The organism is Gordonia sp. p3-SID1431 (assembly GCF_025143765.1).
GTDB lineage: Bacteria > Actinomycetota > Actinomycetes > Mycobacteriales > Mycobacteriaceae > Gordonia > Gordonia hongkongensis.
Map to the genome: position 1 here is coordinate 1 of NZ_JAMBDT010000077.1, position 24,825 is coordinate 24,825.

21 protein-coding genes and 1 pseudogene are annotated in these 24,825 nt (G+C 68.5%); 13 read left to right on the forward strand and 9 right to left on the reverse strand.

The genetic code is table 11. The annotated features are described in order from the left end of the window. The 4 genes from M4D77_RS17420 to M4D77_RS17435 all read right to left on the reverse strand — a co-directional run. The coding region (locus M4D77_RS17420) for a MerR family DNA-binding transcriptional regulator (protein WP_259936810.1) at positions 1-79 on the reverse strand (79 nt) is incomplete at its 3' end. A gap of 2 nt (positions 80-81) precedes the next feature. Further along, a complete protein-coding gene (locus M4D77_RS17425) occupies positions 82-777 on the reverse strand; it encodes a HEAT repeat domain-containing protein (protein WP_259936802.1) in 696 nt (231 codons plus the stop codon). A 65-nt stretch (positions 778-842) separates the two neighbouring features. Further along, the gene (locus M4D77_RS17430) at positions 843-3,200 is read right to left on the reverse strand and encodes a glycoside hydrolase family 65 protein (protein WP_058251451.1); all 2,358 of its coding nucleotides are present in this window, start codon (positions 3,198-3,200) and stop codon (positions 843-845) included. Beyond that, the gene (locus M4D77_RS17435; protein ID WP_058251450.1) at positions 3,197-3,919 is read right to left on the reverse strand and encodes an HAD family phosphatase; all 723 of its coding nucleotides are present in this window, start codon (positions 3,917-3,919) and stop codon (positions 3,197-3,199) included. The genes M4D77_RS17430 and M4D77_RS17435 overlap by 4 nt, the downstream gene beginning before the upstream one ends. Before the next feature lie 181 nt (positions 3,920-4,100). Between M4D77_RS17435 and M4D77_RS17440 the strand changes: the two genes are divergently transcribed. The 5 genes from M4D77_RS17440 (at position 4,101) to M4D77_RS17460 (ending at position 8,828) form a co-directional block, all read left to right on the forward strand. Continuing rightward, entirely contained in the window at positions 4,101-4,934 is an 834-nt protein-coding gene (locus tag M4D77_RS17440; RefSeq protein WP_226512795.1) for a PhzF family phenazine biosynthesis protein, read from the forward strand. 53 nt (positions 4,935-4,987) lie between these two features. Next, entirely contained in the window at positions 4,988-5,905 is a 918-nt protein-coding gene (locus tag M4D77_RS17445) for a TatD family hydrolase (protein WP_226512796.1), read from the forward strand. A 136-nt stretch (positions 5,906-6,041) separates the two neighbouring features. Continuing rightward, complete coding sequence (locus tag M4D77_RS17450) at positions 6,042-7,193, forward strand: resuscitation-promoting factor (protein ID WP_226514390.1); 1,152 nt, start codon at positions 6,042-6,044, stop codon at positions 7,191-7,193. Beyond that, positions 7,157-8,083 (forward strand): 16S rRNA (adenine(1518)-N(6)/adenine(1519)-N(6))-dimethyltransferase RsmA, encoded by a 927-nt coding sequence (gene rsmA / locus M4D77_RS17455; protein ID WP_226512797.1) that lies wholly within the window; start codon positions 7,157-7,159, stop codon positions 8,081-8,083. Before M4D77_RS17450 ends, rsmA begins: the two co-directional genes overlap by 37 nt. A 130-nt stretch (positions 8,084-8,213) precedes the next feature. Then, a complete protein-coding gene (locus tag M4D77_RS17460) occupies positions 8,214-8,828 on the forward strand; it encodes a GNAT family N-acetyltransferase (RefSeq protein WP_226512798.1) in 615 nt (204 codons plus the stop codon). Here M4D77_RS17460 and M4D77_RS17465 read toward each other — a convergent pair. Next, entirely contained in the window at positions 8,796-9,788 is a 993-nt protein-coding gene (locus M4D77_RS17465) for an LLM class F420-dependent oxidoreductase (protein WP_226512799.1), read from the reverse strand. The two genes, M4D77_RS17460 and M4D77_RS17465, sit on opposite strands and share 33 nt — an antisense overlap. 141 nt (positions 9,789-9,929) lie before the next feature. Here M4D77_RS17465 and M4D77_RS17470 point away from each other — a divergent pair, with 141 nt between their 5' ends. The 3 genes from M4D77_RS17470 to M4D77_RS17480 all read left to right on the forward strand — a co-directional run bounded on the left by M4D77_RS17470 (position 9,930) and on the right by M4D77_RS17480 (position 12,815). After that, complete coding sequence (locus M4D77_RS17470; protein WP_226512800.1) at positions 9,930-10,598, forward strand: HAD family hydrolase; 669 nt, start codon at positions 9,930-9,932, stop codon at positions 10,596-10,598. A 76-nt stretch (positions 10,599-10,674) separates the two neighbouring features. Beyond that, a complete protein-coding gene (locus M4D77_RS17475) occupies positions 10,675-11,640 on the forward strand; it encodes a 4-(cytidine 5'-diphospho)-2-C-methyl-D-erythritol kinase (protein ID WP_058251444.1) in 966 nt (321 codons plus the stop codon). Positions 11,641-11,657: 17 nt separating this feature from the next. Beyond that, the gene (locus tag M4D77_RS17480) at positions 11,658-12,815 is read left to right on the forward strand and encodes a lipase family protein (protein WP_259936803.1); all 1,158 of its coding nucleotides are present in this window, start codon (positions 11,658-11,660) and stop codon (positions 12,813-12,815) included. Positions 12,816-12,845: 30 nt separating this feature from the next. On the opposite strand, the gene M4D77_RS17485 is transcribed toward M4D77_RS17480, so the two are convergent. Both M4D77_RS17485 and M4D77_RS17490 read right to left on the reverse strand, forming a co-directional pair. Further along, a complete protein-coding gene (locus M4D77_RS17485) occupies positions 12,846-14,672 on the reverse strand; it encodes an ABC-F family ATP-binding cassette domain-containing protein (protein ID WP_259936804.1) in 1,827 nt (608 codons plus the stop codon). A gap of 32 nt (positions 14,673-14,704) precedes the next feature. Beyond that, positions 14,705-15,517, reverse strand: coding sequence for an SGNH/GDSL hydrolase family protein (locus M4D77_RS17490; protein WP_396266594.1), 813 nt, complete (start codon positions 15,515-15,517; stop codon positions 14,705-14,707). Positions 15,518-15,744: 227 nt separating this feature from the next. On the opposite strand from M4D77_RS17490, the gene M4D77_RS17495 reads away from it, so the two are divergent. Then, complete coding sequence (locus M4D77_RS17495) at positions 15,745-16,611, forward strand: type IV toxin-antitoxin system AbiEi family antitoxin domain-containing protein (protein WP_259936806.1); 867 nt, start codon at positions 15,745-15,747, stop codon at positions 16,609-16,611. A gap of 74 nt (positions 16,612-16,685) precedes the next feature. Here the strand turns inward: M4D77_RS17495 and M4D77_RS17500 are convergent, their stop codons facing one another. Further along, the gene (locus M4D77_RS17500; RefSeq protein ID WP_259936807.1) at positions 16,686-17,843 is read right to left on the reverse strand and encodes an acyl-CoA dehydrogenase family protein; all 1,158 of its coding nucleotides are present in this window, start codon (positions 17,841-17,843) and stop codon (positions 16,686-16,688) included. 55 nt (positions 17,844-17,898) lie between these two features. Continuing rightward, entirely contained in the window at positions 17,899-19,095 is a 1,197-nt protein-coding gene (locus M4D77_RS17505) for an acyl-CoA dehydrogenase family protein (protein ID WP_259936808.1), read from the reverse strand. Positions 19,096-19,466: 371 nt separating this feature from the next. Between M4D77_RS17505 and M4D77_RS17510 the strand changes: the two are divergent. The 4 genes and pseudogenes from M4D77_RS17510 to M4D77_RS17525 form a co-directional block, all read left to right on the forward strand. Then, positions 19,467-20,876 (forward strand): annotated as a pseudogene (locus M4D77_RS17510) (MFS transporter). Positions 20,877-21,037: 161 nt separating this feature from the next. After that, positions 21,038-22,171 (forward strand): thiolase family protein, encoded by a 1,134-nt coding sequence (locus tag M4D77_RS17515; protein WP_058251438.1) that lies wholly within the window; start codon positions 21,038-21,040, stop codon positions 22,169-22,171. Between the two features lie 189 nt (positions 22,172-22,360). Next, positions 22,361-23,125 carry an SDR family NAD(P)-dependent oxidoreductase gene (locus M4D77_RS17520; RefSeq protein WP_159370396.1) on the forward strand — a complete coding sequence of 255 codons (765 nt, stop codon included), beginning with the start codon at positions 22,361-22,363 and terminating at the stop codon, positions 23,123-23,125. A gap of 61 nt (positions 23,126-23,186) precedes the next feature. Then, the coding region (locus M4D77_RS17525) for a class I adenylate-forming enzyme family protein (RefSeq protein ID WP_259936809.1) at positions 23,187-24,825 on the forward strand (1,639 nt) is incomplete at its 3' end.

Genomic DNA, 24,825 nt, shown 5'->3' on the forward strand with positions numbered 1-24,825 from the left:
GCCCGAGGCCGAGCGAGTCATAGTGGCGCAGCATCCGGTTGCTCAGACCGGTATGCCGCGCCACCTCGCCGATCAGCACCGCTACGTACCGTCCTCTGGCCCGATCGCCGACGAATCCTCAGCCGCGGCATCGCTGTTCACCAACCGTGTCGCGTACTCCAACGCAGCGGCGAAGTCGCTGTCCGGGTCGTCGATCAACCGCTCGGTGGCGGCCACGTGTGCCCGTACCGTCAGATCGCCGCGCCTCTTCGCGGCGGTCAATGGTCCGGCGGCGAAGCCTCCGAGCCCGGCCAGGGCACGGCTGAGACTCCGCTGCACGTCCGTGCTCCCACGACCGAGTTCGCCGGCCAGTTCGTTCGCGAGCCAGGTCTCCCGCCCGGACGGGACCAGGCCGACGGCGGTCCGCCACGCGGCGCGCGCCACCTCGTCGTCCGTGTCGTGCAGGAGCGCGAAAGTGATCGACGTCCACGCCGATCGATCCCCGATCTTCGACAGGGTGTGCAGGGCCTGGGCCCGCGCCTGTGGGGACGCCGACCCCAGCTCGGTCACGAGTCCGGGAACCGTGAGATCGGCGGGCAACCGCGTGAGGGCCCAGGTCAGCATGTCCCGCACGAAGAAATCCGGCTCGACGCCGCAGCGTCGGATCAGCTCCTCGGCGTAGCCGGGATGGGGGTTGCTGCCCGCCGCCATCGCGGCACGCAGCCTCGTCGAGGCGTCGTCGGCGGCAAGCGCCGCCAGCAGGGCAGGGTCGGGCGCGTGGGTTGTCTGGTCGGTCATCGTCGACCACCTCCTTCGCCACCCATCTGAGCGCTTGACACAGTGAGAAGGTCAAGCTCCGAGAGCTAGATCTCCCGGCGATACGGTTCGCACCCCGGCGGGGCCTTCGGCGGTTCGCGGTATTCCAGTTCCGGAATGTGCATGGTCATCGGCGCGGATTCGAGCGTGAACTTCTCGCCGTGGTGCGCCAGGTCGATCGGCGGACCCGACAACAACCGGTACGTCGCATTGTCCTTGTCGACGGCCACCACGATCTTCGAGTCCCGGATGATCATGCGGAAGGACATGTAGGTCAACCGCTTCGGGAGCCGCGGTGCGAACGTGATGTTCCCGCCGAAGTCGCGCATACCGCCGAAACCCGCCACGCAGTCGGTCCAGGCACCGGCGAGAGCCGCGATGTGCAGGCCACTGCTGACGTTGTTGTGCAGGTCGTGCAGGTCGGTGAACACGGACTCGGCGAGCAGGTCGTAGGCGAGATCGGGGTAACCGACCTCGGCGGCGGTGACCGCCTCGCAGCAGGCCGACAGCGACGAGTCACGAACGGTCAGCGGGTAGTAGTAGTCGAAGTTGCGCAGCTTCTGCTCGGGCGTGAAGGCGTCCCCGAACAGGTAGGTCGCGAAGACCAGGTCGGCCTGCTTGACCACCTGCTTGCGGTAGAGGTCGTAGTACGGGTAGTTCAACAGCAGCGGATAGCGTCCCACCGAGGATTCGAAGTCCCAGGCGCCCAACAACGTGAACGACTCACACTGCTGGTGCACGCCGAGCGCGTCGTCGAAGGGGATCGTCATGTCGTCGGCGCACGCTTCCCAGTGCGCCGCCTCGGCGGTCGTGACCCCGAATTGCTCGGCGAGATCCGGACGGCGATGCACCGCCGCCACGGCGTCGCGCAGATTCTGTTGCGCCGCCAGGTTGGTGAAGGTGTTGTTGTTCACGACGGCGGTGTACTCGTCGGGACCGGTGACCCCGTCGATGCGGAACTTACCGTTCACATCGTGGTGCCCGAGACCGGCGAACAGTCGGGCGGTCTCGACGAGAAGTTCGACGCCGCATTCGGTTTCGAACTGTTCGTCGTTGGTGGCCCGCAGGTAGCGCGCGGTGGCGTTGGCGATGTCGGCGGAGACGTGGACGCCCGCGGTGCCCGCGGGCCAGTACCCCGAACACTCGTCGCCGTTGATCGAGCGCCACGGGAACATGGCCCCGCGTTGCCCCAGTTCGGCGGCCCGGGACTTCGCCTTGTCCATGGTGGAGTGGCGCCATCGCAATTCCTCGCCGGCGGCGGCGGGCACGGTGTAGGTGAGCATCGGGAGGATGAAACTCTCGGTGTCCCAGAAGGTGTGACCGTCGTAGCCGGGGCCGGTGAGACCCTTGGCCGGGATCGCGCGGGACTGACCGCGCGCGCCGGCCTGCAGGACGTGGAACAACGCGAAGCGAACCGCCTGCTGCAGTTCGGGATCGCCGTCGAGTTCGACGTCGGCGTCGCGCCAGAAGTCCTCGAGGTACCGGACCTGGTCGGCCTTGAGCGAATCCCAACCGGTCTCCATCGCCATCGCGAGGGCCGCGTCGACCTGGGCGCGCAGCGCCGGCACCGAGCGTCGGGCCGACCAGCCGTACCCCATGTACTTGGTGAGGGTGAGACTCTTGCCCTTCGGCACGTTGGCCGCGATGGTGAGCCGGGCCAGGTCGCCGTCGGCGCGGATGAAGGTGTCGGCCTTGTCGGGGAAGTAGATCTCGTGGTCCATGCCGGCCGCCATGTGCAGGCCGGACTTCTTGGTGTGGTGGACCAGCATGCCCCAGTAGTTGCGACAGGTGGCGAGGTCGGAGACAAGCGGGGCGTCGAGTGCCGCCGCCAGGCGCGGGTCGTTGCCCGGTGCCGGAACCGGCTCGTTGGCCAGGAGATCGGACTGCAGAACGAGTTTCATGTCCTCGTCGACCGGCTCGACCTCGTACCGGATCGCGGCGATCGTGCGTTTGGTGAAGGACACGAGGCGTTCGGACTTGATGCGGACCTTCCGGCCGGTGGGTGAGGTCCACACCGTGTGACGACGCAGGGTGCCGGTCCGGAAGTCCAGCGTCCGCTCGTGCTCCTCGGTACGCCCGTACCGAAGGTCCATCGGCTCGTCCTCGACCAGCAGCCGGATGATCTTGCCGTCGGTCACGTTGACGACGGTCTGTCCGGATTCGGGATAGCCGTACCCGCTCTCGGCATAGGGCAGGCCGCGCAGCTCGTAGAAGCCGTTGAGGTACGTGCCGGGATGATCGACCGGCTCACCCTCTTCGAAGGACCCGCGTAAACCGATGTGCCCGTTGGACAGTGCGAACAGCGTCTCGGTTCGGCCCAGCATGTCCAGATCGACGCCGCCGCGCCACTTCAGCTGCCACGGATGGATCTCGAAGCCGAAGTCGTGGCCGTGCTCGGCGGTCATGCGGGGAGCAATTCGACGAGGTCGTTAACGACGATGTCGGCGCCGGCGGCACGCATCGCCTCGGCCTGGCCGCCACCGACCCGGTCGATGCCGACGACGTAGCCGAAGGCGCCCGCGCTGCCGGCCGCGATGCCGGAGATGGCGTCTTCGAAGACGACCGCCGCGGCGGGCTCGACGCCCATCAGTTCGGCGCCCAGGAGAAACGAGTCGGGTGCGGGTTTGCCCTTCAGCCCTTTCGACACGATGTCGAGTCCGTCCACGCGGACCTCGACGAATTTCGACAGGTCTGCCGCATCCAGCACTGCTGCTCCGTTCTTCGAGGAGGTCACCACGGCGATCCGGAGACCGGCGTCGCGCGCCGCCTCGAGATATCGCACGGACCCCGGATAGGCCTGCCCACCGTCCTCGGCCAGGCTGACCAGGAACATGTCGTTCTTCCCGTCTCCGATCGCGGTCACGGTCTGCGCGTCGACATCGTCGATTCCGCGAGAGGCGAGGAAGGCCCGGACGCCGTCCTCGCGGGGACGTCCGTCGACGTAGTCCAGATAGTCCTGATCGGTGAACTCGACGAAGTCGGCGTGGTCTGCGCCGCCCGCACGGGCGGCGAGAAAGGCGTCGAACGCCTTCTTCCACGCCTTGCGGTGCAGCACCGCGGTCTCGGTGAGAACCCCGTCGAGGTCGAACAGTGCGACGGTGATCGAATCTGGCAATCCCAACACGCTTCGCCACGCTACCCGTCCCGGGCGACTCCGGCGCGATTTGCGTGGCCACCCCGGGCGTTTTCTGCCGGCCGCGGGCGCGCGATCGCACGCGTCGTCCCGGACAGCGGTTCCGCCGGCGACGCCTGCGCGCCCGAAAAGGCTTTGACCGGGCGACAACTGGAGGTGAGACGATGGTCCGATGACTCGACGATTCGCTCAGATCGATGTGTTCTCCGCTACCGGGACCGGTGGTAACCCGGTTGCCGTGGTGCTCGATGCCACCGACATCCCCGACGACCGGATGGCCGCGTTCGCGCGCTGGACGAACCTGTCGGAGACGACCTTCGTGCTGCCGCCGACCGACCCTGCCGCCGATTACCGTCTGCGCATCTTCACCCCGGACGGCGAGTTGCCGTTCGCCGGGCATCCCACCCTCGGCTCGGCACATGCCTGGCTGACGACGGGCGGCCGGCCTGCGGGGGAGGACATCGTGCAGGAGTGCGGCGTCGGCCTGGTGCGACTGCGGCGCACTGGTGCACGGCTGGCCTTCGCGGCGCCGCCGTTGCGGCGGTTCGGACCCGTCGACGCCGCCGTCGTCACCGAGGTCGCCGCGGCGCTGCGGGTCGACACGGCCGAGGTCCGCGCGGCCGAGTGGGTCGACAACGGGCCGGAATGGATGGTGTTGCAACTCGAATCGGGCGAGCGGGTGCTCGAGGTGACCCCGGACATCCCTGCCCTCGGCGATCACAAGGTCGGATTGTTCGGGCGGTACGGCTCGGGGGACGGAGAGGTCTTCGGCGAGGTGCGCGCGTTCGTGCCGGGCATCGGGGTACCCGAGGACCCGGTGACGGGCAGTCTCAACGCCGGCATCGCCATGTGGTTGCGAGCCAGCGGGCAGGCGCCGGCGTCCTACGTCGCCGCGCAAGGTGCGGCGCTCGGTCGGGCCGGCCGCATCCACGTCCACGACGACGGCGAGCACATCTGGATCGGCGGCGACACGACGACGGTGATCGAGGGGACGGTGACGCTCTAGTGGTGTCGGGACCGCACCGGATGGTGTCGGCGCGCTGTGCCAAGGTGGGTGCCATGACCGACGCCCCGGAGAACTCGGCGCCGGGTGATGCCGAGAGCGGTGGCGGCGAGACCCTGAGCAACAAGGCTGCCAAGAAGCGACGTCGACGCGAACCGCCACCGGACCCGGCGCCGCTGCCCGGCCTCGTCGACGCGCACACCCACCTCGCTGCATGCGGCGGACGCGACGCCGAGACGGTCCGCGCGATCTGCGACCACGCGCAGGGCGTCGGCGTCGGCCATGTGGTCACCGTCGCCGACGACATGGTCGATGCACGGTGGGCGGTCGCCGCCGCGGAGTGGGACGATCGCGTCTACGCGGCGGTGGCCCTGCACCCGATGCATGCCGGCGATCTGAACGACGAGACCGCCACCGAGCTCGAGCGGATGGTGCGTCACCCGCGAGTCGTCGCGGTGGGCGAGACCGGGCTCGACTACTACTGGCCCGGGAAGTCCGACGACTGTGCGTCGCCCGAGGTGCAGCACGAGACGTTCCGCTGGCACATCGACCTCGCGAAGCGGGTCGGCAAGCCGCTGATGATCCACAACCGCGAGGCCGACCGGGATCTACTCGACGTCCTGGCCGCCGAGGGCGCCCCGGAATCCGTGATCATGCACTGCTTCTCCGGTGACCGAAATGTTGCACGCGAATGTGTCGAGCGTGGGTTCATGCTCAGTTTCGCCGGCACTGTGAGCTTCGCCAACGCCGATGAGCTCCGGGTCGCGGCCGAGTTGGTCCCCGACGACCAGATCCTCGTCGAGACCGACGCGCCGTTCCTGACCCCGCATCCCTACCGTGGCCAGCCCAATCAGTCCTATTGTCTGCCGTACACAGCCCGGGCCCTCGCGGCCGTGCGTGGCGTGGCGGACGAGGAGATGGCTCGCATCCTCGGGGCGAACGCACGGCGCGTCTACGGCATCCCTTTGCCATAATCTGGCCGGTTCGTTATCGTACTGTGATCCAGCTGGCCGACGTGCTGATCCACTCGGCCGGCGTGGTGCCAGTGTTGCCTATCAGGATGTCGTGCCCTTGTCTTCTCTGCCCAACCCAGAGCTGCAAAACCCCGAACTGTCGAACCCGGAGCCGTCCGCTCCGACATCGTCGGGTTCGGTGTTCGCCAAGATCAACGGCTCGAAGTCGTTGCGTGTCCGTGTCGCCGTCGGCGCCGTGTGCGCCACCGTCGCGGCCGGCGGGGTCATGGGCGTCAGCATGCACAAGAACGTCGCGATCGACGTGGACGGCGACATCCGGCACGTGTCCACCATGGCGATGTCCGTCGAGAGTCTCCTCGAGTCGGAGGGGCTGGCGCCCGCCGACGGTGACAAGGTGAGCCCGGCACCCGACTCGGGCTTCGGCGAAGGCCAGACCATCAAGGTCAACAAGCTCAAGGAACTCACCCTCGACATCGAGGGCAAGCGCGAGACCATCGTCACCAACGCCTCGACCGTGGACCAGTTGATGGCCGAACGCGGACTGACCCACGCCGCGGAGGAGACCGCCTTCGGCGAGGAACTGCCGGTCGACGGCGGTCAGATCGAGGTCGCGCTGCCCAAGCCGGTGAACCTCGTCGACGGACCGGCCCGCAAGCGCCCGACCGTCGCCGCGCACACCGTCAAGGATCTGCTCGAGTCGCTCGGCACCCCGCTGGGCGCCGAAGACAAGGTCACCCCGGCCGCCGACACCAAGATCACCCCGAACCTCAAGATCGTCGTCACCCGGATCAAGACCGAGGACGTCACGCTCACCGAACCGGTCGCCCCGCCGGAGGTCAAGAAAGAGGACCCGACCCTCGTCCGCGACCGCAAGGTCGTCGAGAAGAAGGGCACGCCCGGCGAGGCGCGTGTCACCTACAAGGTGACCACCGTGAACGGCCGGGTCGTCAAGCGCGACAAGCTGACCAGCGAGGTGCTCAGCGAGCCCGTCGCGGCCACCGTTCGCATCGGCACCAAGCCGGGTGCGCCGTTCGTGCCGCCGGGATCGGTGTGGGACGCGCTCGCCGCGTGCGAGGCGACCGGCAACTGGGCGATCAACACCGGCAACGGCTTCTACGGCGGCGTCCAGTTCGACCAGAACACCTGGGAACGCTGGGGCGGACTCGAGTACGCGCCGCGCGCCGACCTCGCCACCCGCGAAGAACAGATCGCCATCGCGAAGAAGACCCAGGCGGTCCAGGGCTGGGGCGCATGGCCGTCCTGCTCGTCCAAGCTGGGGCTGCGCTGATCAGCGACTCGACAGCGGGTTCACCCGACGGCGCGCCCGACGCGGCTCCGCGTCTCCTCGGGCCGGCACAGATCCGGGAGCTCGCGGCGGAGGTCGGCGTCCGGCCGACCAAGACTCTCGGACAGAACTTCGTCCACGACGCGAACACCGTGCGAAGGATCGTCGCGGCATCGGGGGTCGGGCCCGACGACACCGTCCTCGAGGTCGGGCCCGGGCTGGGCTCGCTCACCCTCGCCCTCCTCGGGGCGGCGGGCAGGGTCGTCGCCATCGAGATCGATCCGGTGCTCGCGGAACGTCTTCCGGCGACGATCGCGGAGTATGCCCCGAATCGGCAGGGCAACTTCGAGGTCATCCTCGCCGACGCGCTACAGGTGACGCGCGACGACCTGCCGGTGGTCCCCACCGCGCTGGTCGCGAACCTGCCGTACAACGTGTCGGTGCCGGTCCTGTTGCACCTGCTCGGACTCTTCCCGGAGATCACCACCGCCCTCGTGATGGTGCAGGCCGAGGTCGCCGACCGCCTCGCCGCCGGCCCGGGCAGCCGCACCTACGGGGTGCCGAGCGTCAAGGCGCGCTACCACGGTCGCGTGAGCCGGGCCGGTGCGGTGGGGCGCAACGTCTTCTGGCCCGAACCCAAGGTGGAGTCGGGTCTCGTCCGCATCGAACGAACCGACGACCACTCGACCGATCCCGTTGTGCGGCAACAGGTGTTCGCCGCGATCGACGCCGCATTCGCCCAGCGACGCAAGACGATGCGATCAGCGCTGGCCGGCTGGGCCGGTTCGGCGGCCGAAGCCGAACGCCGGCTCCGTGAGGCCGGTATCGATCCGGGTGTGCGGGGCGAGAAGCTCGACGTCGACGACTTCGTCCGCCTCGCTCGCACGACCTGATCTCGACGCCGGGTCGCTGATCGCGGGAAGACCGCGGCTCGTCGTGGGGGCGGGCGCAAAACCGCTCGCCGTCGGCGGGGAGAAGCTCGTACCGTGTTGTGCATCCGCAGCATCGACGACGAGGTCCGACATGGTTCCACCACAGACTCTGACGACGCCGAGGCTGCGGCTGCGCCCACCCGCCGACCGTGACATCGAACCGATCTTCCGCGCCTGCCAGGACCCGGACATCCAGCGCTTCACACTGGTCCCGGTCCCGTATACGCGTGCGCACGCCGAACATTTCGTCCGCGACATCGCCCCGGCCGCCGGGTCGTCGGTGTGGGCGATCGAGATCCCCGGCGGTGAACTCGTCGGCACCATCGGACTGCGAACCGTCGAGAAAAACGTTGCGTCACTGGGCTATTGGTGTGCGCCGTCGCATCGGGGCCATCGCTACCTCACCGAGGCGCTCGCCGCGGTCCTCGACCACGCCTTCGCCGACCCCGCCGACGGCGGAGCAGGGTTCGATCGCGTGATCTGGCGGGCGCTGGTCGACAACGTGGCCTCGGCGCGGCTGGCGGCGTCGGCCGGCTTCCGCTACACCGGCCGACGCCCCGAGGACGAGATCGATCAGCTCCCGTCGGGTCGCCACGTCGGCGATGTGCACACCGCCGTGCTGCGGGCGGGCGAGGACCGCACCCCGCAGTCCTGGGACCTCGAGCAATCGGACTCAGTTCGACGCGGCGCGCAGTTTCTCCAGTAGCTCGGGAGCGGCGTCGCGCAGGAACGCGTCCTGGGTGTCGCCCCCGATCTGCACCAGCGCGATGTCGGTGAACCCCGCCTCCCAGAAGGGTTTCACCGCCTCGACGATCTGGTCGAGGTCCGGGCCGCAGGGGATGTTGCCCGCGACGTCGTCCGGCGTGACGAACTGCGTCGCTGCGGCGAAGCCCGCGGTGGTGCGCAGGTCGGCGTTGACATCCCACCCGCCGGCGAACCACCGGAACTGATCGTGGGCGCGCTCGATCGCCTTGTCGCGGTCGGGATCCCAGCTGATGGGGATCTGCCCGATCGCGCGGGACCGCTGCCCGTCGACGGTCGGGGTCGACGAATGTTCGTTCCACGCCTTGATGAAGTCGGCGTCGGGTTCGACGGCGATCAGGTGGTCGGCCAGTGGCCCGAACGTCTCGATACCCGCATTGCCCGCCACTGCGACGCCGATCGGGACGGGCTGGTCGGGCAGATCCCAGATCCGGGCGGCGTCGACCTGGAAGAACTCGCCGCGGAAGTCGACGAGCTCACCGGTGTGCAGTTTGCGGATGATCTCGATCGCCTCGGCGAGCATGTCCTGGCGGTCGGCGACCGAGGGCCAGCCCTCGCCGACCACGTGCTCGTTCAGGTTCTCGCCCGAGCCGAGGCCGAGAGTGAAGCGACCGTCGGCGAGGATCTGCAGCGTCGCAGCCTTCTGCGCGATGATCGCCGGGTGGTAGCGGATCGTCGGGCACGTCACGTAGGTCATCAGGTCGACCCGCTCGGTCGCGTGGGCCACGGCTCCGAGGACCGTCCACGCGTACGGTGCGTGTCCCTGGGCCGAGAGCCACGGGAAGTAGTGGTCGCTCGACACCTCGAAGTCGAAGCCGGCGTCTTCGGCGCCGACGGCGTACCGCACCAGCGCTTTCGGGCCTGCCTGCTCGGTCATCAGGGTGTAGCCGAAACGTGTTGCCATGGAGGTCTCCTCTGCGAGATGGGTCGCTTCGGTGTAGCCATGAGTCATGGGTCCGAAACCCGGGACGCTCGAGACGGTGGTGCCCGGACGACGGACGTTCGACGACGGGGCGCGGTTCTCGACCCCGGAAACGAGGCGCAGATGCCAGACCAGAACGCGGATGGGTCGATCGACGCCGTGCTTCTCGATGTCGACGGTACGCTCGTCGACTCCACCTACCTCCACGCATTGGCGTGGATGCGGGCCTTCGCTGCTCACGACCTGATCCCCCAGTGGTGGCAGGTGCACCGGGCGATCGGCATGGGCGGCGACCGTCTCGTCGGCGAGCTGCTCGGCGACGACGTGGAGGAATCGCTCGGTGACACCTTGCGCGACGAGTGGGAGGAGGCCTATCGCGGCCTGCTGCCCGACGTGCGGCCCCTGCCCGGCGCGGCCGATTTGGTGCGGGGACTGCTGGACGCCGGCTACCGGGTGGCGCTCGCGTCGTCGGGCAAGTCGGAGTTCACCGACGCCGCGCTCGAGTCGATGGGATTGTCGCGGAACGACTTCGCCGCCGTGACCACCTCGGACGACGCCGATTCGTCCAAACCGGCGCCCGACATCCTGTCGGTCGCGCTCGCCGAGGCCGGCGGTGGAGAGGCTGTCGTCGTCGGCGACACCGTGTGGGACGTGGCGTCGGCGCATCGCCTGCCGGCGGAGTGCGTGGCGGTACGGTCCGGTGGCTTCGCGGAGGGTGAGTTGCGCGACGCGGGCGCGGTGCTGGTCGTCGAGCACGTCGGCGAACTCGTCGACCGCGGCTGGCGCCCCTGATCGACGGCGGCTGGAGCGCCGGACCGACCGCATCGGTGGGCGCGGGGCCGACGCCGGGGCGCTAGGCTGGATCATTGTGTCGCGAACGTCGCTGTCGGTGGTGTCGGACTCCGTCACCGCGCGGGCTCCGTCGAAGGTCAATCTGCACCTCGGGGTCGGTCCGCGCCGCGAGGACGGCTACCACGACCTCGTGACCGTCTTCCAGGCGCTGTCCCTGCACGACGACATCAGGGTCGCCCGGGCCAACGAGATGAGCATCACGGTTCGTGGCGAAGGCGCCGGGTCGGTCCCGACGGACGAGTCCAACCTGGCGGTCCGGGCGGCGCTGGCACTTGCCGAGTGGGCGGACCGTCCCGGCAAGGTCGCGATCGACATCGACAAGACGATCCCGGTGGCCGGGGGCATGGCCGGTGGCAGCGCGGATGCCGCCGGGGCGCTGGTCGCACTCGCCGCCCTGTGGAAGCTCGACATCGGCCGCGACGACCTCGCCGCGATCGCGGCGGACCTGGGCAGCGACGTCCCGTTCGCGTTGCACGGCAACACCGCCCTGGGTACCGGACGCGGCGAGCGGCTGATGCAGGTCCTCTCCCGCGGTGACTTCCACTGGGTGCTCGCGCTCGCACGCGACGGACTGTCCACGCCCGCGGTGTACCGCGAACTGGATCGGCTGCGCGACAGCCGTTCCGGAGAATGCGCCACCGACGACGAGCGGGACCTCCTCCGCCGCCCCGACGAACTCATGCAGGCCCTGGCGTCCGGTGACCCGCACGCGGTGGCGCCCTTGCTGCACAACGACCTACAACCGGCGGCGCTCTCGCTGCAACCCACCCTCCGCCGGACCCTGCGTGCCGGAATCGACGCCGGAGCACTGGGCGGCATCGTGTCCGGCTCCGGTCCGACATGTGCCTTCCTGTGCGCCGACGAGACCGGCGCGGTGAACGTCGCCGCCGAACTGTCCGGCGCCGGCGTCGCCCGGTCGGTCCGCACCGCGAGCGGTCCCGCCGCCGGTACGCGCGTCCTCGGAGCCGACGTCCGCCACTGATCGCCTACGGTTGCCTGATGTCCCGCAGACCCGCCGCCGTCGTCGCCCCACTGCTCGCGGTCAGCGCCGTCGTCACTCTGCTGCTCGCGCTCTGCATCGTCACGGCCGGCCCGTCGACGGCCGCCGCACCCGCCGACGGTTTCGTCTTCACCACCATCGAGGTCCCCGACGACGAACTCCCGTCGGCGGCCGGCTCGGGCACCCGCCTGACCTATGCGACGCGCGATCAGAACGGCCGCCCGGCGATGTCGAGCGGCGTGTACTGGGTGCCGAAGGGTACGCCGCCCGCCGGTGGCTGGCCCGTCGTGTCCTGGGCACACGGGACGGTCGGCCTGGCCGACGAGTGCGCGCCGACCCTGCACCGGCTCGGCGACGGTGTCGAGGCCCCGGTGCGCGCGGCGCTCGACGCCGGGTTCGCGGTCACGGCAACCGATTACGCGGGGCTCGGGTCGGCGGGGGAGACCGAATACCTCGGCGGTCGCGCGGCGGCTCACTCGGTGATCGACATGATCCGCGCGGCGCGGTCGGTCGACGCCTCGCTCGGATCACGCTGGGTGTCGACCGGGCACTCGCAGGGCGGCCACGCTGCGCTGCACGCGGGCCGTCTCGCCGCGGAATTCGCACCGGATCTGCCGGTCGCCGGCATCGTCGCGATCGCCCCGGTCTCGTCGTTGGAGAACCTGTTCGGTCTGTTCGGTCCCCGCGTGCCCGGCCTCGGCGCGCTCAATGTGCTGAGTGCGCCGTTCCTGTTCACCCTCGCCGGTCTCGACCACGCGAATCCAGAACTCCGCGTCGCCGATTCCCTGACGTCGGACGGCAAGCGTTTTCTCGACCGCGCGCGTGCCCGGTGCAACGGGGATGTCGTGGACGCGTTGCGGTCGGTGCCACCGGGCTCCCTCGTGGCGTCGTCGTTCACCGCGAAGCAGGACTTCCGGGACGCCCTGCGGGAGTACGCCGAGGTGCCCGTCTCCGGCTACCCGGTGAAAGTCACGCTCGCACATGGTCTTCTCGATCCCGTGCTGCCGTACCCGCTGAGTCGTTCGCTGCGGTCCGCGATGCGCGACTCCGGCACGGATGTGGACCTCAAGACCTACGCGCGAGCTGATCACAGCGGCGTCGTCGACGAGTCGCTGCCGGACGTGCTGGCCGCGATCCGGGAGTCGTTCGGCCGTTGAGGTCGGGCCGACCGGTTCTCGCGGAGTCGATCACTCGACGCTCTCGCCGAGTTCCATCCAGCGTTCCTCGAGTTCCTCGAGTTCGGATTCCATGCTGCGGATGCTCTCCGTCTCCGCGGCAAGGCCTTGGTAGTCGGACTGATCATGGTCGGCCAGCGCGGTCCGGGCAGCATCGATCTTGCTGTGCAGCTTGTCGATCCGACGCTCGAGCGAGGCGAGCTCCTTGTTGGCCGCGCGCAGCTCGGCGCCGCTGAGGGACGAGCCCGACACGCCGCCGTTCCCCGAAGCTGTGGCGCTCGTACCGGATCCGCCCGACGTCGATCCGGAACCCGACGTCTTCGCCTGTGCCGAACGGAGTCTCAAGAACTCGTCGACGCCGCCGGGGAGGTGGCGGAGCCCGCCGTCGAGGACGGCGAACTGCTGATCGGTGACCCGCTCCAGGAAGTACCGGTCGTGCGAGACGACGATCAGCGTGCCGGGCCACGAGTCCAGCAGGTCCTCGAGCGCGGCGAGCATGTCGGTGTCGAGGTCGTTGGTCGGCTCGTCGAGGATCAGCACGTTCGGCGCGTCGAGCAGGATGAGCAGCAACTGCAGCCGCCGCTTCTGCCCGCCCGAGAGGTCGCGGACCGGGGTCGAGAGCTGCGCGCCGTCGAAGCCGAGCCGCTCGAGCAACTGCGACGGCGACAGTTCCTGTGCCTTCGACCCGGAACCGAAGGTGTACGTGGTCTGCAACTGCGCGATGACCACCCGCACCGGGTCGTCGAGGTACCGGTCGAGGTCGTCGAGGCGTTGGGTCAGGGTGGCGACCTTGACCGTCTTGCCGCGTTTGACCCGGCCGCCGGTCGGTTCCACGGTTCCGGCGATGAGGCCGAGCAGCGTCGACTTGCCCGCGCCGTTGACCCCGAGGATGCCGGTGCGCTCACCCGGCGCCAGCCGCCACTCGACGCCGTCGAGGACGTTGCGGTCACCGTAGGAGACCGACACGTCGAGCAGGTCGACGACGTCCTTGCCCAGACGAGCGGTGGCCAGTGACTGCAGGGCGACCGTGTCGCGGACCGGTGGGACATCGGCGATGAGGGCATTGGCCGCGTCGATGCGGAACTTCGGCTTCGACGTCCGGGCCGGCGCGCCGCGGCGGAGCCAGGCCAGTTCCTTGCGGGCGAGATTCTGTCGTCGTGCCTCGATCGCGGCGGCCTGCCGGTCCCGTTCCACCCGCTGCAGGATGTACGCCGCGTAGCCACCCTCGAAGGGTTCGACGATGCGGTCGTGGACCTCCCAGGTGACCGTGCACACCTCGTCGAGGAACCACCGGTCGTGGGTGACCACCAGTAGTCCGCCGGCGTTGGCCGGCCAGCGTCGCTTCAGGTGGTCGGCGAGCCAGGTGATGGCCTCGACGTCGAGGTGGTTGGTCGGCTCGTCGAGCGCGAGGACGTCATGCTCGCCCGCGAGGAGGCGTGCCAGCGACACGCGACGGCGCTGACCACCCGACAACGAACTGGTGGGCGCCGTCCATTCGACGTCGCCGAGCAACCCGCCGATGACGTCGCGGACCTTCGCGTCGCCCGCCCATTCGTGTTCGGGACGGTCGCCGACGACGGCGTGCCCGACGGTCTCGTCGTCGTCGAAGACGTCGACCTGGTCCAGCACGCCGATGCGGACGCCGCCGCGGACGGTGACGCGACCGGAATCGGGTTGCATCCGTCCGGCGAGCATCGCCAGCAGGCTCGACTTACCGTCGCCGTTTCGGCCCACGATGCCGATCCGGTCGCCCTCGTTGACCCCGAGGGACACCGACTCGAAGACCTTGGTGGTCGGGTATTCGAGGCCTAGGGTTTCCGCGCCGAGTAGATGAGCCACCCGACAAACGCTAGTGGGTGACCGGTCTCGGCCTAACGGCGGATGGCCCCGTTGATCATGGCCGCGAACGCGACGGCGCCGGCCTGGTTGACGTGGAAGGGCAGCGCGATCCGATTCGACAGCGCGCTCTCGTACCAGGGGTTGATGAGGTTGCAGGCATCGTGTCCCGCCGATCCTCGGTTGGCGTCGATGAAGGTGCCGCCGACCTTGGTCGACGCCCGCCAGAGCGCGCCGTTGGCGCGGTTGAAGACCTTGCGCATCCACCGGGCGTCGGGGTCACTCAGCGGGACCAGCGGCCAGCACCCGGTGAACCCGATGAAGCCGCCCAGGCCGACGACGATGATCTGGGCGTGCGGCGCCTTGTTCCGGATCGCGCGCAGAGCAGGGGTGACGCGGTTCTCCATGAGTTCGATCCGCCACCGGACCTCGTTCTCGAGGGCACGGTTGTGGCGGCAGCGCCGGTCGGTGAACGCCGGGGTACGGCACTGGCCGAAGATCGCGCCCCACCGCATGTCGTTGCCGCCGATGCTCACGGTGATCAGCTGGGCGTCGCGCGGAACCAGGTGCAGCTGAATGGGTTTCATGCCACCGCTGGTGTGCTGCGGGGCCCGGTGCAGGTGTGCCGACTGCGCGCCCGCACACGAGGCGTCGATGAAGCGTCGCGGCAGGGTCGCGGCGGCGACGAGGGTGGGGTAGTTGAACGCCGACCGCTTGCATCCGCCGAAGTAGGCGGGCGTCGGGGTGTAGAAGCTGCCGGACGCACGCGAATCACCGAGAGCGACGTAGGTACCGCCGGTGTAGCGCGTCGGGGCCGCCTGCGCGGGCGCAACCACCGCCGCCATCATCGACACCACGAACGCGGTGACCAGCACCGTCGCCAAGATCTGGACCCCGCCCCGAAACCTGCCTACCACCGAACACCGCTTCCACTGCCCACCGAGTTTGCTCAGGGAATCTTAAGGCACGACCTCGGGTCCGACGACAGAGTGCGGGATCCGTATTGGAAACCGGCACGAATCCCGCACTCTGCGGGAAGTGGAACCGGCGCGATCCCGGGTGCGTCTACAACCACATGGCTACTGCACCTGCGTTGCGGACCTTCATCCTCACGCGCGACGGCGTGATCACCGCGGCGCAGGCCCGCGAGCACGGTCTCAGTCGTGCCTCGGTGGCCCGGCGGGTGAAGTCCGGTGAGTGGGTTCGTGCGAGTTCCGGCGTCTATCGCCTGGCCGATCATCCGGTGACCGCAAGGACCCGGACCCGACTGGCGACCCTGCAGGTCTCCGCGGACGCCGTTCTCAGCGGACTCGCGGCGGCGTGGTGGCACGGCCTCGTGACCAAGCGGCCGACGACGACTACCGTCACCGCTCCCCGAAGCTGGCACGGTTCGCCGGAGAAGGGGACGGTGGTCATCCGGAGATCCCTCGACGCGGCCGACGTCGTGGTCGAGAAGGGACTCACGGTGACCGCGGTGCCGTTGTCCGTCCTCGAAGGCGCCGTTGAAGGAAAGATGGACGTACTCGACCGGGCACTTCAGAACAAGAAGGTCACGGTTGACGCTCTCCTCGAGACCTACCAGCGGCGACGCCGCTGCCGTGGTGCAACCGAGATGGCGAAGATGCTCGTGCTCGTCGGTTCTGGTGCCCGTTCGGCTGCCGAACGGCTGACCGTGAAACTGTTCGCCGAGCACGACATAGCGGGTTGGGTCGCCAACCACCCGGTGTCCGGTTACGAAATCGACTTCGCCTTCGTCGGGAGGAAGGTGGCGGTCGAGATCGACGGCATGGCTCATCACCGGGACGCCGAGGCGTTCCAGCACGACCGCACCCGCCGCAACACCCTCATCGCCCTGGGCTGGACGGTGTTGAACTTCACCTGGGCGGATCTCGTGGAACGCCCGGGATACGTCGCGTCGCAGGTGCGACGAGCGACCGTCTGATCACCCTCCGCAGAGTGCGGGATTCGTACTGGAAACCGTTACGAATCCCGCACTTTGGAAGAGCTCTGGACCACCTACAGGCCGAGGTCCTTGGCGATGATCGTCTTCATGACCTCGCTGGTGCCGCCGTAGATCCGCGTGACGCGGGTGTCGGCGTAGAGCCGGGCGATGGGGTACTCCAGGACATAGCCGTACCCACCGTGCAACTGCAGGCACTTGTCGATGACCTTGCCGGCGGTCTCGGTGGCGAACAGTTTCGCGCGGGCCGCATCGGGGACGGTGAGCTCACCCTCGTTGTGGAGTTCGAGTGCGCGGTCGACGAACTGCCGGATGGCCTCGACCTCGGCGGAGCACTCGGCGAGGACGAACTTGGTGTTCTGGAACGCCGCAACGGGTTTGCCGAAGACGTCGCGCTCCTTGGTGTAGGCGATCGCGTGCTGGACGGCCGCGGCGGCGGTGGCCGACGCCCCGATGGCGATGGTGAGTCGTTCCTGCGCGAGATTGTGCGCCAGGTACGAGAAGCCGGCACCCTCCTCGCCGAGCCGGTCCTCGACCGGCACCTTGACCGAGCTGAACGAGAGCTCGGCGGTGTCGGAGGCCTTGAGGCCGATCTTCTCGATCTTGCGTCCGACGGCGAAACCCTCCGACGAGGTGTCGACCACCAGGATCGACAGTCCCGCACGACGATTCGACTCGTCGAACGGTGCGGTCCGGGCGACGACCAGGATGCGGTCGGCCAGGGCGCCGCCGGTGATGAACGTCTTCGCGCCGTCGAGTACGTAGTGCGACCCGTCTTCGGACAGCTTGGCGGTGGTCGAGATGTTGGCGAGGTCCGACCCGGTGCCGGGTTCGGTCATGGCGATCGCGAACATGAGTTCGCTGGAACAGAATCCGGGCAACCACCGCTGCTTCTGCTCGTCGGTGGCGTACTCGACGAGGTAGGGGAGGATCAGGTTCGAGTGCACCGAGTAACTGCCGAAGGTGACACCGGCCGCCGATGTCTCCTCCGCGATCACCATCGAATAGGTGAAGTCCGAGACGCCACCGCCCCCGAACTCTTCGGGTGCCTCGATGCCCAGGACGCCGAGTTCGCCCAGCCTGTTGTAGAACTCGCGCGGCGGATGGCCCTGCTTCTCCCAATCGTGGTACACCGGCGCGACCTCTTTGGCGATGAAGTCACGGATGGTCTTGCGGAAGGACTCATGGTCCTCGGTGAAGATGCGACGCTGCATTGGTCCCTCGAAACTGTTGTGGGCGGACGGGTCTGACGACATTCACCTCAAGTGGTCATCGCTCCTGATATTCGCGTAGGAGCCCCTTGGAGATGATCTGTTTCTGGATCTCGCTGGTGCCCTCGCCGATCAGCAGGAAGGGCGCGTCGCGCATGAGGCGCTCGATCTCGAATTCCTTCGAGTAGCCGTAACCGCCGTGGATGCGGAAGCTGGCCTGGGTGACCTCGGAGCAGTACTCACTGCACAGGTACTTGGCCATCCCGGCGGCGACGTCGTTGCGCTCGCCGGAGTCTTTCAGTCGTGCCGCATTGACCATCATCAGGTGTGCCGCCTCGACCTTCGTCGCCATCTCGGCCAGCGAGAACGCAACGGCCTGGTGTTCGGCGATGGGTTTGCCGAAGGTGGACCGCTGCTGCGCGTACTTCACCGCGAGTTCGAAGGCGCGCTGGGCGATTCCGCAGGCGCGGGCCGACACGTTGACGCGCCCGACCTCGACGCCGTCCATCATGTGCGCGAAGCCGCGGCCGGGTTCGCCCCCGAGGATGTCGGTGGCGGGCGCGCAGTAACCGTCGAAGATCAGCTCGGTGGTGTCGATGCCCTTGTAGCCCATCTTGTCCAGCTTGCGCGGGATGGTCAGGCCGGGGAGTACCTCGCCGAAGCCGGCCGGCTTCTCCACCAGGAACGTCGTGAGGTTCTTGTGTGGCTTCTCGTTGCCCTCCTCGGTACGGACAAGAGCGGCAACGAGAGTCGACGACCCGCCGTTGGTCAGCCACATCTTCTGACCGTTGATGACGTATCCGTCGTCTCCGTCCCGCTTCGCGCTGGTCTTGATCGCCGCGACGTCGGACCCCAGTTCCGGTTCGGACATCGAGAACGCGCCGCGCACCTCGCCCGTCGCCATGCGGGGGAGGAAGCGCTGTTTCTGCTCGTCGGTCCCGTGCTGGCGGATCATGTACGCCACGATGAAATGGGTGTTGATCACGCCCGACACGCTCATCCATCCACGTGCCAGTTCTTCGACGCACAACGCGTAGGTCAGCAGGGACTCGCCGAGTCCGCCGTACTCCTCGGGGATCATCAGGCCGAACAGGCCCATCTCGGCCATGCCGTCGACGATGGCCTGCGGATACTCGTCGGCGTGCTCGAGTTCCTGTGCGGTGGGGATGATCTGCTTGTCGACGAACGAGCGGACGTTGGCCAGGATCTCCGTCTGGATCTCGGTGAGGCCCAGGGTCTGCGCGAGGCGGGTCATGGTGGCTGTTCTCCGAAGTCGGTCGGGGTGCGCTCGCACCGTCGGGCGGACGCGGTGCGCGACTCGCCACGCGTCCGTCTCACAGCATGCCCGGCTGCGGCCCGGCGAAGTAGTCGCGGTGAACTAAGGGAGCGATAGCGCGAGCCAATGGCACTCGGGTGCGCCAGCGGCGCCTATCGATCCGATAGCCACCGCCGATGACCCCGCTCGCATCGCCGTGTCCTCGACACATAGGCAGCGACAGTCAGGTCGTTCGCCGAGCGAACGTTGTCAGATGGGTTCGACCCTGGTTTGAATCGGAACGGATGTGAGCCATAACACTGACGGAGCGCATCGCAACCCAGATCGCTCGGCTGGAAGAGGTAATGCCCATGACGGTCTCCACCGCCTCCGGATCAGGAGCCGGCGACAAGCCCGGGTCAGCGGCGCGCACGGGACCCGATGGTCCCGCCCACACCGTCGATTTCGAAGCGGCCCAGACGCCGCGAGGTCTCGGCCCACGCGGCGAATCACGCGCCGGCGCCTGGGGTCTCACGGCTCTGCTGGTCAGCCTCTACGTCATCAACTACGCCGACAAGGCGGTTCTGGGCATCATCGCGCAACCGCTCCGCGAGGAGCTGGGCCTGAGTTCGTCCCAGATCGGTCTCGTCGGCAGCCTGTTCTTCCTGACGTTCACGATCGGCGGATTCTTCGCGGGACTGCTCAACCGCTGGATGACCCTGCGCTGGTCGCTGGTCCTGCTGGCCCTGTGCTGGGCCGCGGCCATGCTGCCCATGGTGGTGGTGGCGTCGTTCGCGGTCCTCGTCCTCAGTCGGCTGTTCCTCGGTCTCGCCGAAGGTCCGAGTTCGGCGCTCCTGCACACGGCGGCCTACTCCTGGCATCCGCCGGCCCGGCGCGCCTTGCCCGGTGCCCTCCTCGCCGGTGCCGCGTCGATCTCGAAGATCGCGATCGCTCCGCTGCTCGCCGTGATCACAGTGAGCTTCGGGTGGCGCTGGGCACTGATCTCCCTTTCCGCCGGTGGTCTTATCTGGTGTGTCATCTGGCTCTCGACGTGGCGCAACGGCCCGTACATCGCTAGTGGGTAGACCACCGCGAGCGCCGACGCCGAACCCGCGACGCCGTGGTTCACGATCTTCCGCTCACGCACCTTCGTCACCGGCGCGCTCGTCGTGATGAGCGTATATGCGCTGGTCAGTGTCGTGCTCACGTGGTTGCCGTCGTACTTCGAAGAGGGGCTGGGCTACAGCCGCCTGCAGTCCGGGTCAATGTTCGCGTTCCCCTCGATCGTCGGCCTGGTGGTGATGGTGCTGAGTTCGATCACGAGTGACCGGATGATCTCGGAAGGGGCGACCTCGCGGATGCTGCGCATCGTCGTGCCGTCGGTCGGGGTTCTCGTCTCCGGCGTCCTGCTGTTCCTGCTGCCCTCGGTCGGCACACCGATCGTCGCGGTCGCGATCCTGTCGATCGGTTATGGCTTCGCGGCCACCGTGTTCCCGCTGTTCAACGCGGCCGTCGCCGAGATCTGCCCGCCCCGGCAGACCGCCGGAACGCTGGGTGTCTTCCTGGCGATCATGGCGATCGGCGGTCTCGTCGCGCCGTACGCGACGGGTGTCATCGTCGACGCGGCCGCCACGCCGGCCGAGGGTTACGCCACCGCGTTCCAGGTGCTCGGAATCGTCGCCGCGGTGTGCGCGGTGCTCGCGCTGGTCTTCGCCGATCCCGAACGCGATCGTGCTCGGTTGCGTCCGCACGCGCCGGCCGTCGAAGGCGCCACCTCGTGACGTGCGCGTCCCATAGGTAGGGCCTCATCGACTGTGAGTGTGAATCGACTTGTCTGCCAAGCGCCCCGGTGGTCGGCTCGTCACAACGGGCGATCGGCGTCCGCCGGCGTGGTGCACGTCGAACACAACTTCATCCCTTGCCCTGACATCGAGGAGTCCCCATGCGTGATGCAGTGATCGTCGACGCGGTCCGCGCGCCCATCGGCCGCCGCCGCGGCGCCCTGTCCGGTATCCATCCCGCCGACCTGTCCGCCCACGTACTGGAGGCGCTCGTCGAGCGGACCGGCATCGATCCGGCCGTCGTCGACGACGTCGTCTGGGGATGTGTCAGCCAAGCCGCCGAGCAGGCGGGCAATGTCGCGCGGACGGCCGTGCTCGCCGCCGGCTGGCCCGAGAGTGTCCCCGGAACCACCGTGACGCGCGCCTGCGGGTCCAGCCAGCAGGCGGTCAGCATGGCGGCCGCGGCGGTGGTGTCCGGCCAGCAGGATGTCGTGATAGCCGGCGGGGTCGAGTCGATGAGCCGGGTCCCGATGGGCAGCGCCGCACCGAACGGCGAGCATCAGCCGCCCACGGTCCTCGACCGTTATGGCGTCGACAAGTTCAGCCAGGGGATCGGCGCCGAGATGGTCGCCGCGAAATGGGGATTGGATCGCACCCGCCTCGACGAGTACTCGCTGCGCTCGCACGAACTCGCTGCGCAGGCGGCCGACCGCGGTGCGTTCGACGCCCAGTTGGCGCCGATCCCGGGGGTGCTCGAGGGGGACGAGGGCATCCGCCGCGGTGGGACGCTCGAATCGCTCGCCAAGCTCAAGCCGGCCTTCAGCGAGGACGGCGTGATCCACGCCGGCAACTCCTCGCAGATCTCCGACGGGTCGGGTGCCCTGCTGATCATGTCCGGCGAGACCGCGAAGTCGCACGGTCTCACGCCGATCGCCCGCATCCACACCGCGGTCGTCGCCGCCGATGACCCGGTGATCATGCTGACCGGGCCGATCCCGGCCACGGCCAAGGCGCTCAAGCGATCCGGGTTGTCGATCGACGACATCGGGGCCTTCGAGATCAACGAGGCGTTCGCCCCCGTCCCGCTGGCCTGGCAGGCCGAGACCGGTGCCGACATCGAGCGTCTCAACCCGCTCGGCGGAGCGATCGCCGTCGGCCACCCGCTCGGCGGTTCGGGCGCCATCCTCATGACTCGGCTCGTCCACCACATGCGCGACAACGGAATCCGGTACGGACTGCAGTCGATGTGCGAAGCCGGTGGCATGGCCAACACCACCATCCTCGAACTGCTCTGACCGCGGGCTTCCGCTCCTCTGCTCCCTGAGGTGCGAGGAGCGATAGCGACGAGCCTCGAAGGGTCCTGGCGACGGAGGTTGCGAGACCCTTCGTGACGCTCGCAAGCTCGCTCCTCAGGGAGCAGGGTTGGGCTCGCAGGCTCGCACCTCAGGGAGCGGACAAATCACATCGAAAGGTATTCGTAAACAATGAAACTCAATGGACTGTCGGTCGCGATCACCGGCGGCGCATCCGGTCTCGGGCTCGCCACGGCCCAGCGCGTCATCGACGCCGGCGGCCTGGTCACCCTGATCGACCTGCCGACGTCGGACGGTCAGGCCGTGGCCGACGGACTCGGCGCCGCAGCGTCGTTCGCGGCCGCCGACATCACCGACCGCGAACAGTTCGCCGCCGCACTCGATGTCGCCGACGACCGAGGTGGCCTGCGCGGACTCGTGCACTGCGCCGGCGCGGGCCGGCGCATGCGCATCCTGGACAAGGAGGGCAAGGCGGGTGCGGTGGAGGACTTCGAGTTCGTCATCAAGCTCAACCTCGTCGGGTCGTTCCATGCGCTCTCGCTCGGCGCGGAACGTATCGCGCGACAGGAGCCCGTCGACGGGGAGCGGGGCGCCATCATCATGACCGCGTCGGTCGCGGCGTACGAGGGACAGATCGGCCAGATCAACTACTCGGCGTCGAAGGCGGGCATCGTCGGGATGACGCTCGTCGCCGCGCGGGACCTGGCCAACAAGCTCATCCGCGTCAACACCATCGCACCCGGCACGATGGACACGCCACTGCTCTCCCGGCTGCGCGACGATGTGCGCGATGCGCTCGCGGCGAGCATTCCCAATCCGGCGCGGCTCGGTAGGCCGGAGGAGTTCGGTCAACTCGCCGCGTCGATCCTGGAGAACACCTATCTCAACGGCGAGACCATCCGCCTCGACGGGGCGATCCGGATGGCACCGCGGTAGCCCGAACTCCGGCACGTCCGTTCTTCCTCCCCCACAACGCCTTTCGAGAGGATTCATCGCGTTGTCTGTCACGGCGCCCACCACTCTGAGCTATCCCGACACCACGATGGCGGTGCTGCCCGCGAGTATGGCCGCCCTCTACGGCGAGCGCGCGGCCGTCATCGACTGCGCGACGACGCTCACGTTCACCGAGCTCGACGTGCGCTCGGCCGCCGTGGCGTCGGGCCTGCGCGCGGCCGGAGTGAGCGATCGCGATGTGGTCCTGCTGTACCTGACCAACAGCGTCGAGTTCGTCGTCGCCTACTACGGATCACTGCGGGCCGGTGCGGCGGTGACCCTGGTCAATCCGTTGCAGCCCGTACCGGGTCTGCGGCGTCAGATCGCGGAAACCGGTGCGGTGGTCGGTTTCACGCAGGTCGAGCAGTCCGCGCGTCTCTTGTCCGCCGCCGTCGGCACGGCGTTGACGACGGTGGTGACGGTGGACGGGGCCGCGGGAGCGCCGGAGGGCATCGACTCCGTCGCCCTCGCGGAGTTCGTCGTCGGGCACGAGACGGCCCCGCCGGTCTCGACCACGAGCGACGATGTCGCGCACCTCGCCTTCACCGGCGGCACCACGGGTGTCTCGAAGGGCGTTCGGGTCCTGCACCGCAACGTGCTCGGCAACGTCACGCAGATGATCGCCTGGCGGGCAGGTCATTCCGTGGAGGTGGGAACAGACGGTCTCCTGACCCTCACCCCCCGGTCGGCGGAGAACCCGGGGGTGGTCCCCGGGCATGCGGCGACGGTCGTGGTTTCCCCGCTGTTCCACGCGCACGCCCTCATCAACATGTCGTTTCTCCTGCTGTGCGGTGCCACGCACGTGTTCGCCGGTCGTTTCGAGCCCGGTCGGATGCTGGCCCTCATCGAGGCGCATCGGGCGTCGTACGTGACCGGGAGTCCCGCGATGTGGCATGCGCTCGCCGTGCACCCCGACGTCCCCACGAGGGACCTGACCTCGGTGCGGGTGGTCTCCTCCGGCGCGGCGCCGATCGATCACGTGACCCTGGAGCAGCTCGAGAAGGCGTTCCCGGCAGCGGCGATCGTGGAGGGATACGGCCTCACCGAGGCGACGTGCCTGGTGTCCTCGGCGCCCCTGACGTCCGGGGGTCGATACCGGCTCGGGAGTGTGGGTCTGCCGACGTTCGACACCCAGATCGAGATCCGCGCCGTCGACGATCCGGCCGTCGTCCTCGCGCCGGGGGAGAAGGGACAGTTGTGGGTGCGCGGACCGCAGGTCACCGACGGCTACCTCGATCACCCCGAGAAGACGGCCGAGCAGTTCGTCGACGGATGGCTCGACACCGGTGACATCGCCTACCGCGACGCCGACGGGTACCTCTACATCTGCGACCGTGCGAAGGACATGCTGATCTACAAGGGCTACAACGTGTATCCGCGCGAGCTCGAGGAGATCCTGGTGACGCATCCCGACGTCGGTGCGGCGGCGGTCGTCGCCCGGGAGGCGGGTGCGGTGGGGCAGGAGCCGGTGGCCTTTCTCGTCGCCCGGGACGGTCACGTCATCGACGCCGATGCGGTGTCGGACTTCGTCGCCGCGCAGGTGTTGCCCTACAAGAAGATCCGGGACGTGTACGTGGTCGACGAGCTGCCCACCTCGGCGGCCGGCAAGGTCCAGAAGGTGGCGTTGCGGGAGCGCCTGGCGA

What these genes read in the sequence shown, in the direction of transcription:
- M4D77_RS17425 (WP_259936802.1), bottom strand. Translation starts at nt 777, where the DNA reads ATGACCGACCAGACAACCCACGCGCCCGACCCTGCCCTGCTGGCGGCG.
- M4D77_RS17430 (WP_058251451.1), bottom strand. Translation starts at nt 3,200, where the DNA reads ATGACCGCCGAGCACGGCCACGACTTCGGCTTCGAGATCCATCCGTGG.
- M4D77_RS17440 (WP_226512795.1), top strand. Translation starts at nt 4,101, where the DNA reads ATGACTCGACGATTCGCTCAGATCGATGTGTTCTCCGCTACCGGGACC.
- M4D77_RS17445 (WP_226512796.1), top strand. Translation starts at nt 4,988, where the DNA reads ATGACCGACGCCCCGGAGAACTCGGCGCCGGGTGATGCCGAGAGCGGT.
- rsmA (WP_226512797.1), top strand. Translation starts at nt 7,157, where the DNA reads ATGGCCGTCCTGCTCGTCCAAGCTGGGGCTGCGCTGATCAGCGACTCG.
- M4D77_RS17460 (WP_226512798.1), top strand. Translation starts at nt 8,214, where the DNA reads ATGGTTCCACCACAGACTCTGACGACGCCGAGGCTGCGGCTGCGCCCA.
- M4D77_RS17465 (WP_226512799.1), bottom strand. Translation starts at nt 9,788, where the DNA reads ATGGCAACACGTTTCGGCTACACCCTGATGACCGAGCAGGCAGGCCCG.
- M4D77_RS17470 (WP_226512800.1), top strand. Translation starts at nt 9,930, where the DNA reads ATGCCAGACCAGAACGCGGATGGGTCGATCGACGCCGTGCTTCTCGAT.
- M4D77_RS17480 (WP_259936803.1), top strand. Translation starts at nt 11,658, where the DNA reads ATGTCCCGCAGACCCGCCGCCGTCGTCGCCCCACTGCTCGCGGTCAGC.
- M4D77_RS17490 (WP_396266594.1), bottom strand. Translation starts at nt 15,517, where the DNA reads ATGATGGCGGCGGTGGTTGCGCCCGCGCAGGCGGCCCCGACGCGCTAC.
- M4D77_RS17495 (WP_259936806.1), top strand. Translation starts at nt 15,745, where the DNA reads ATGGCTACTGCACCTGCGTTGCGGACCTTCATCCTCACGCGCGACGGC.
- M4D77_RS17500 (WP_259936807.1), bottom strand. Translation starts at nt 17,843, where the DNA reads ATGCAGCGTCGCATCTTCACCGAGGACCATGAGTCCTTCCGCAAGACC.
- M4D77_RS17505 (WP_259936808.1), bottom strand. Translation starts at nt 19,095, where the DNA reads ATGACCCGCCTCGCGCAGACCCTGGGCCTCACCGAGATCCAGACGGAG.
- M4D77_RS17515 (WP_058251438.1), top strand. Translation starts at nt 21,038, where the DNA reads ATGCGTGATGCAGTGATCGTCGACGCGGTCCGCGCGCCCATCGGCCGC.
- M4D77_RS17520 (WP_159370396.1), top strand. Translation starts at nt 22,361, where the DNA reads ATGAAACTCAATGGACTGTCGGTCGCGATCACCGGCGGCGCATCCGGT.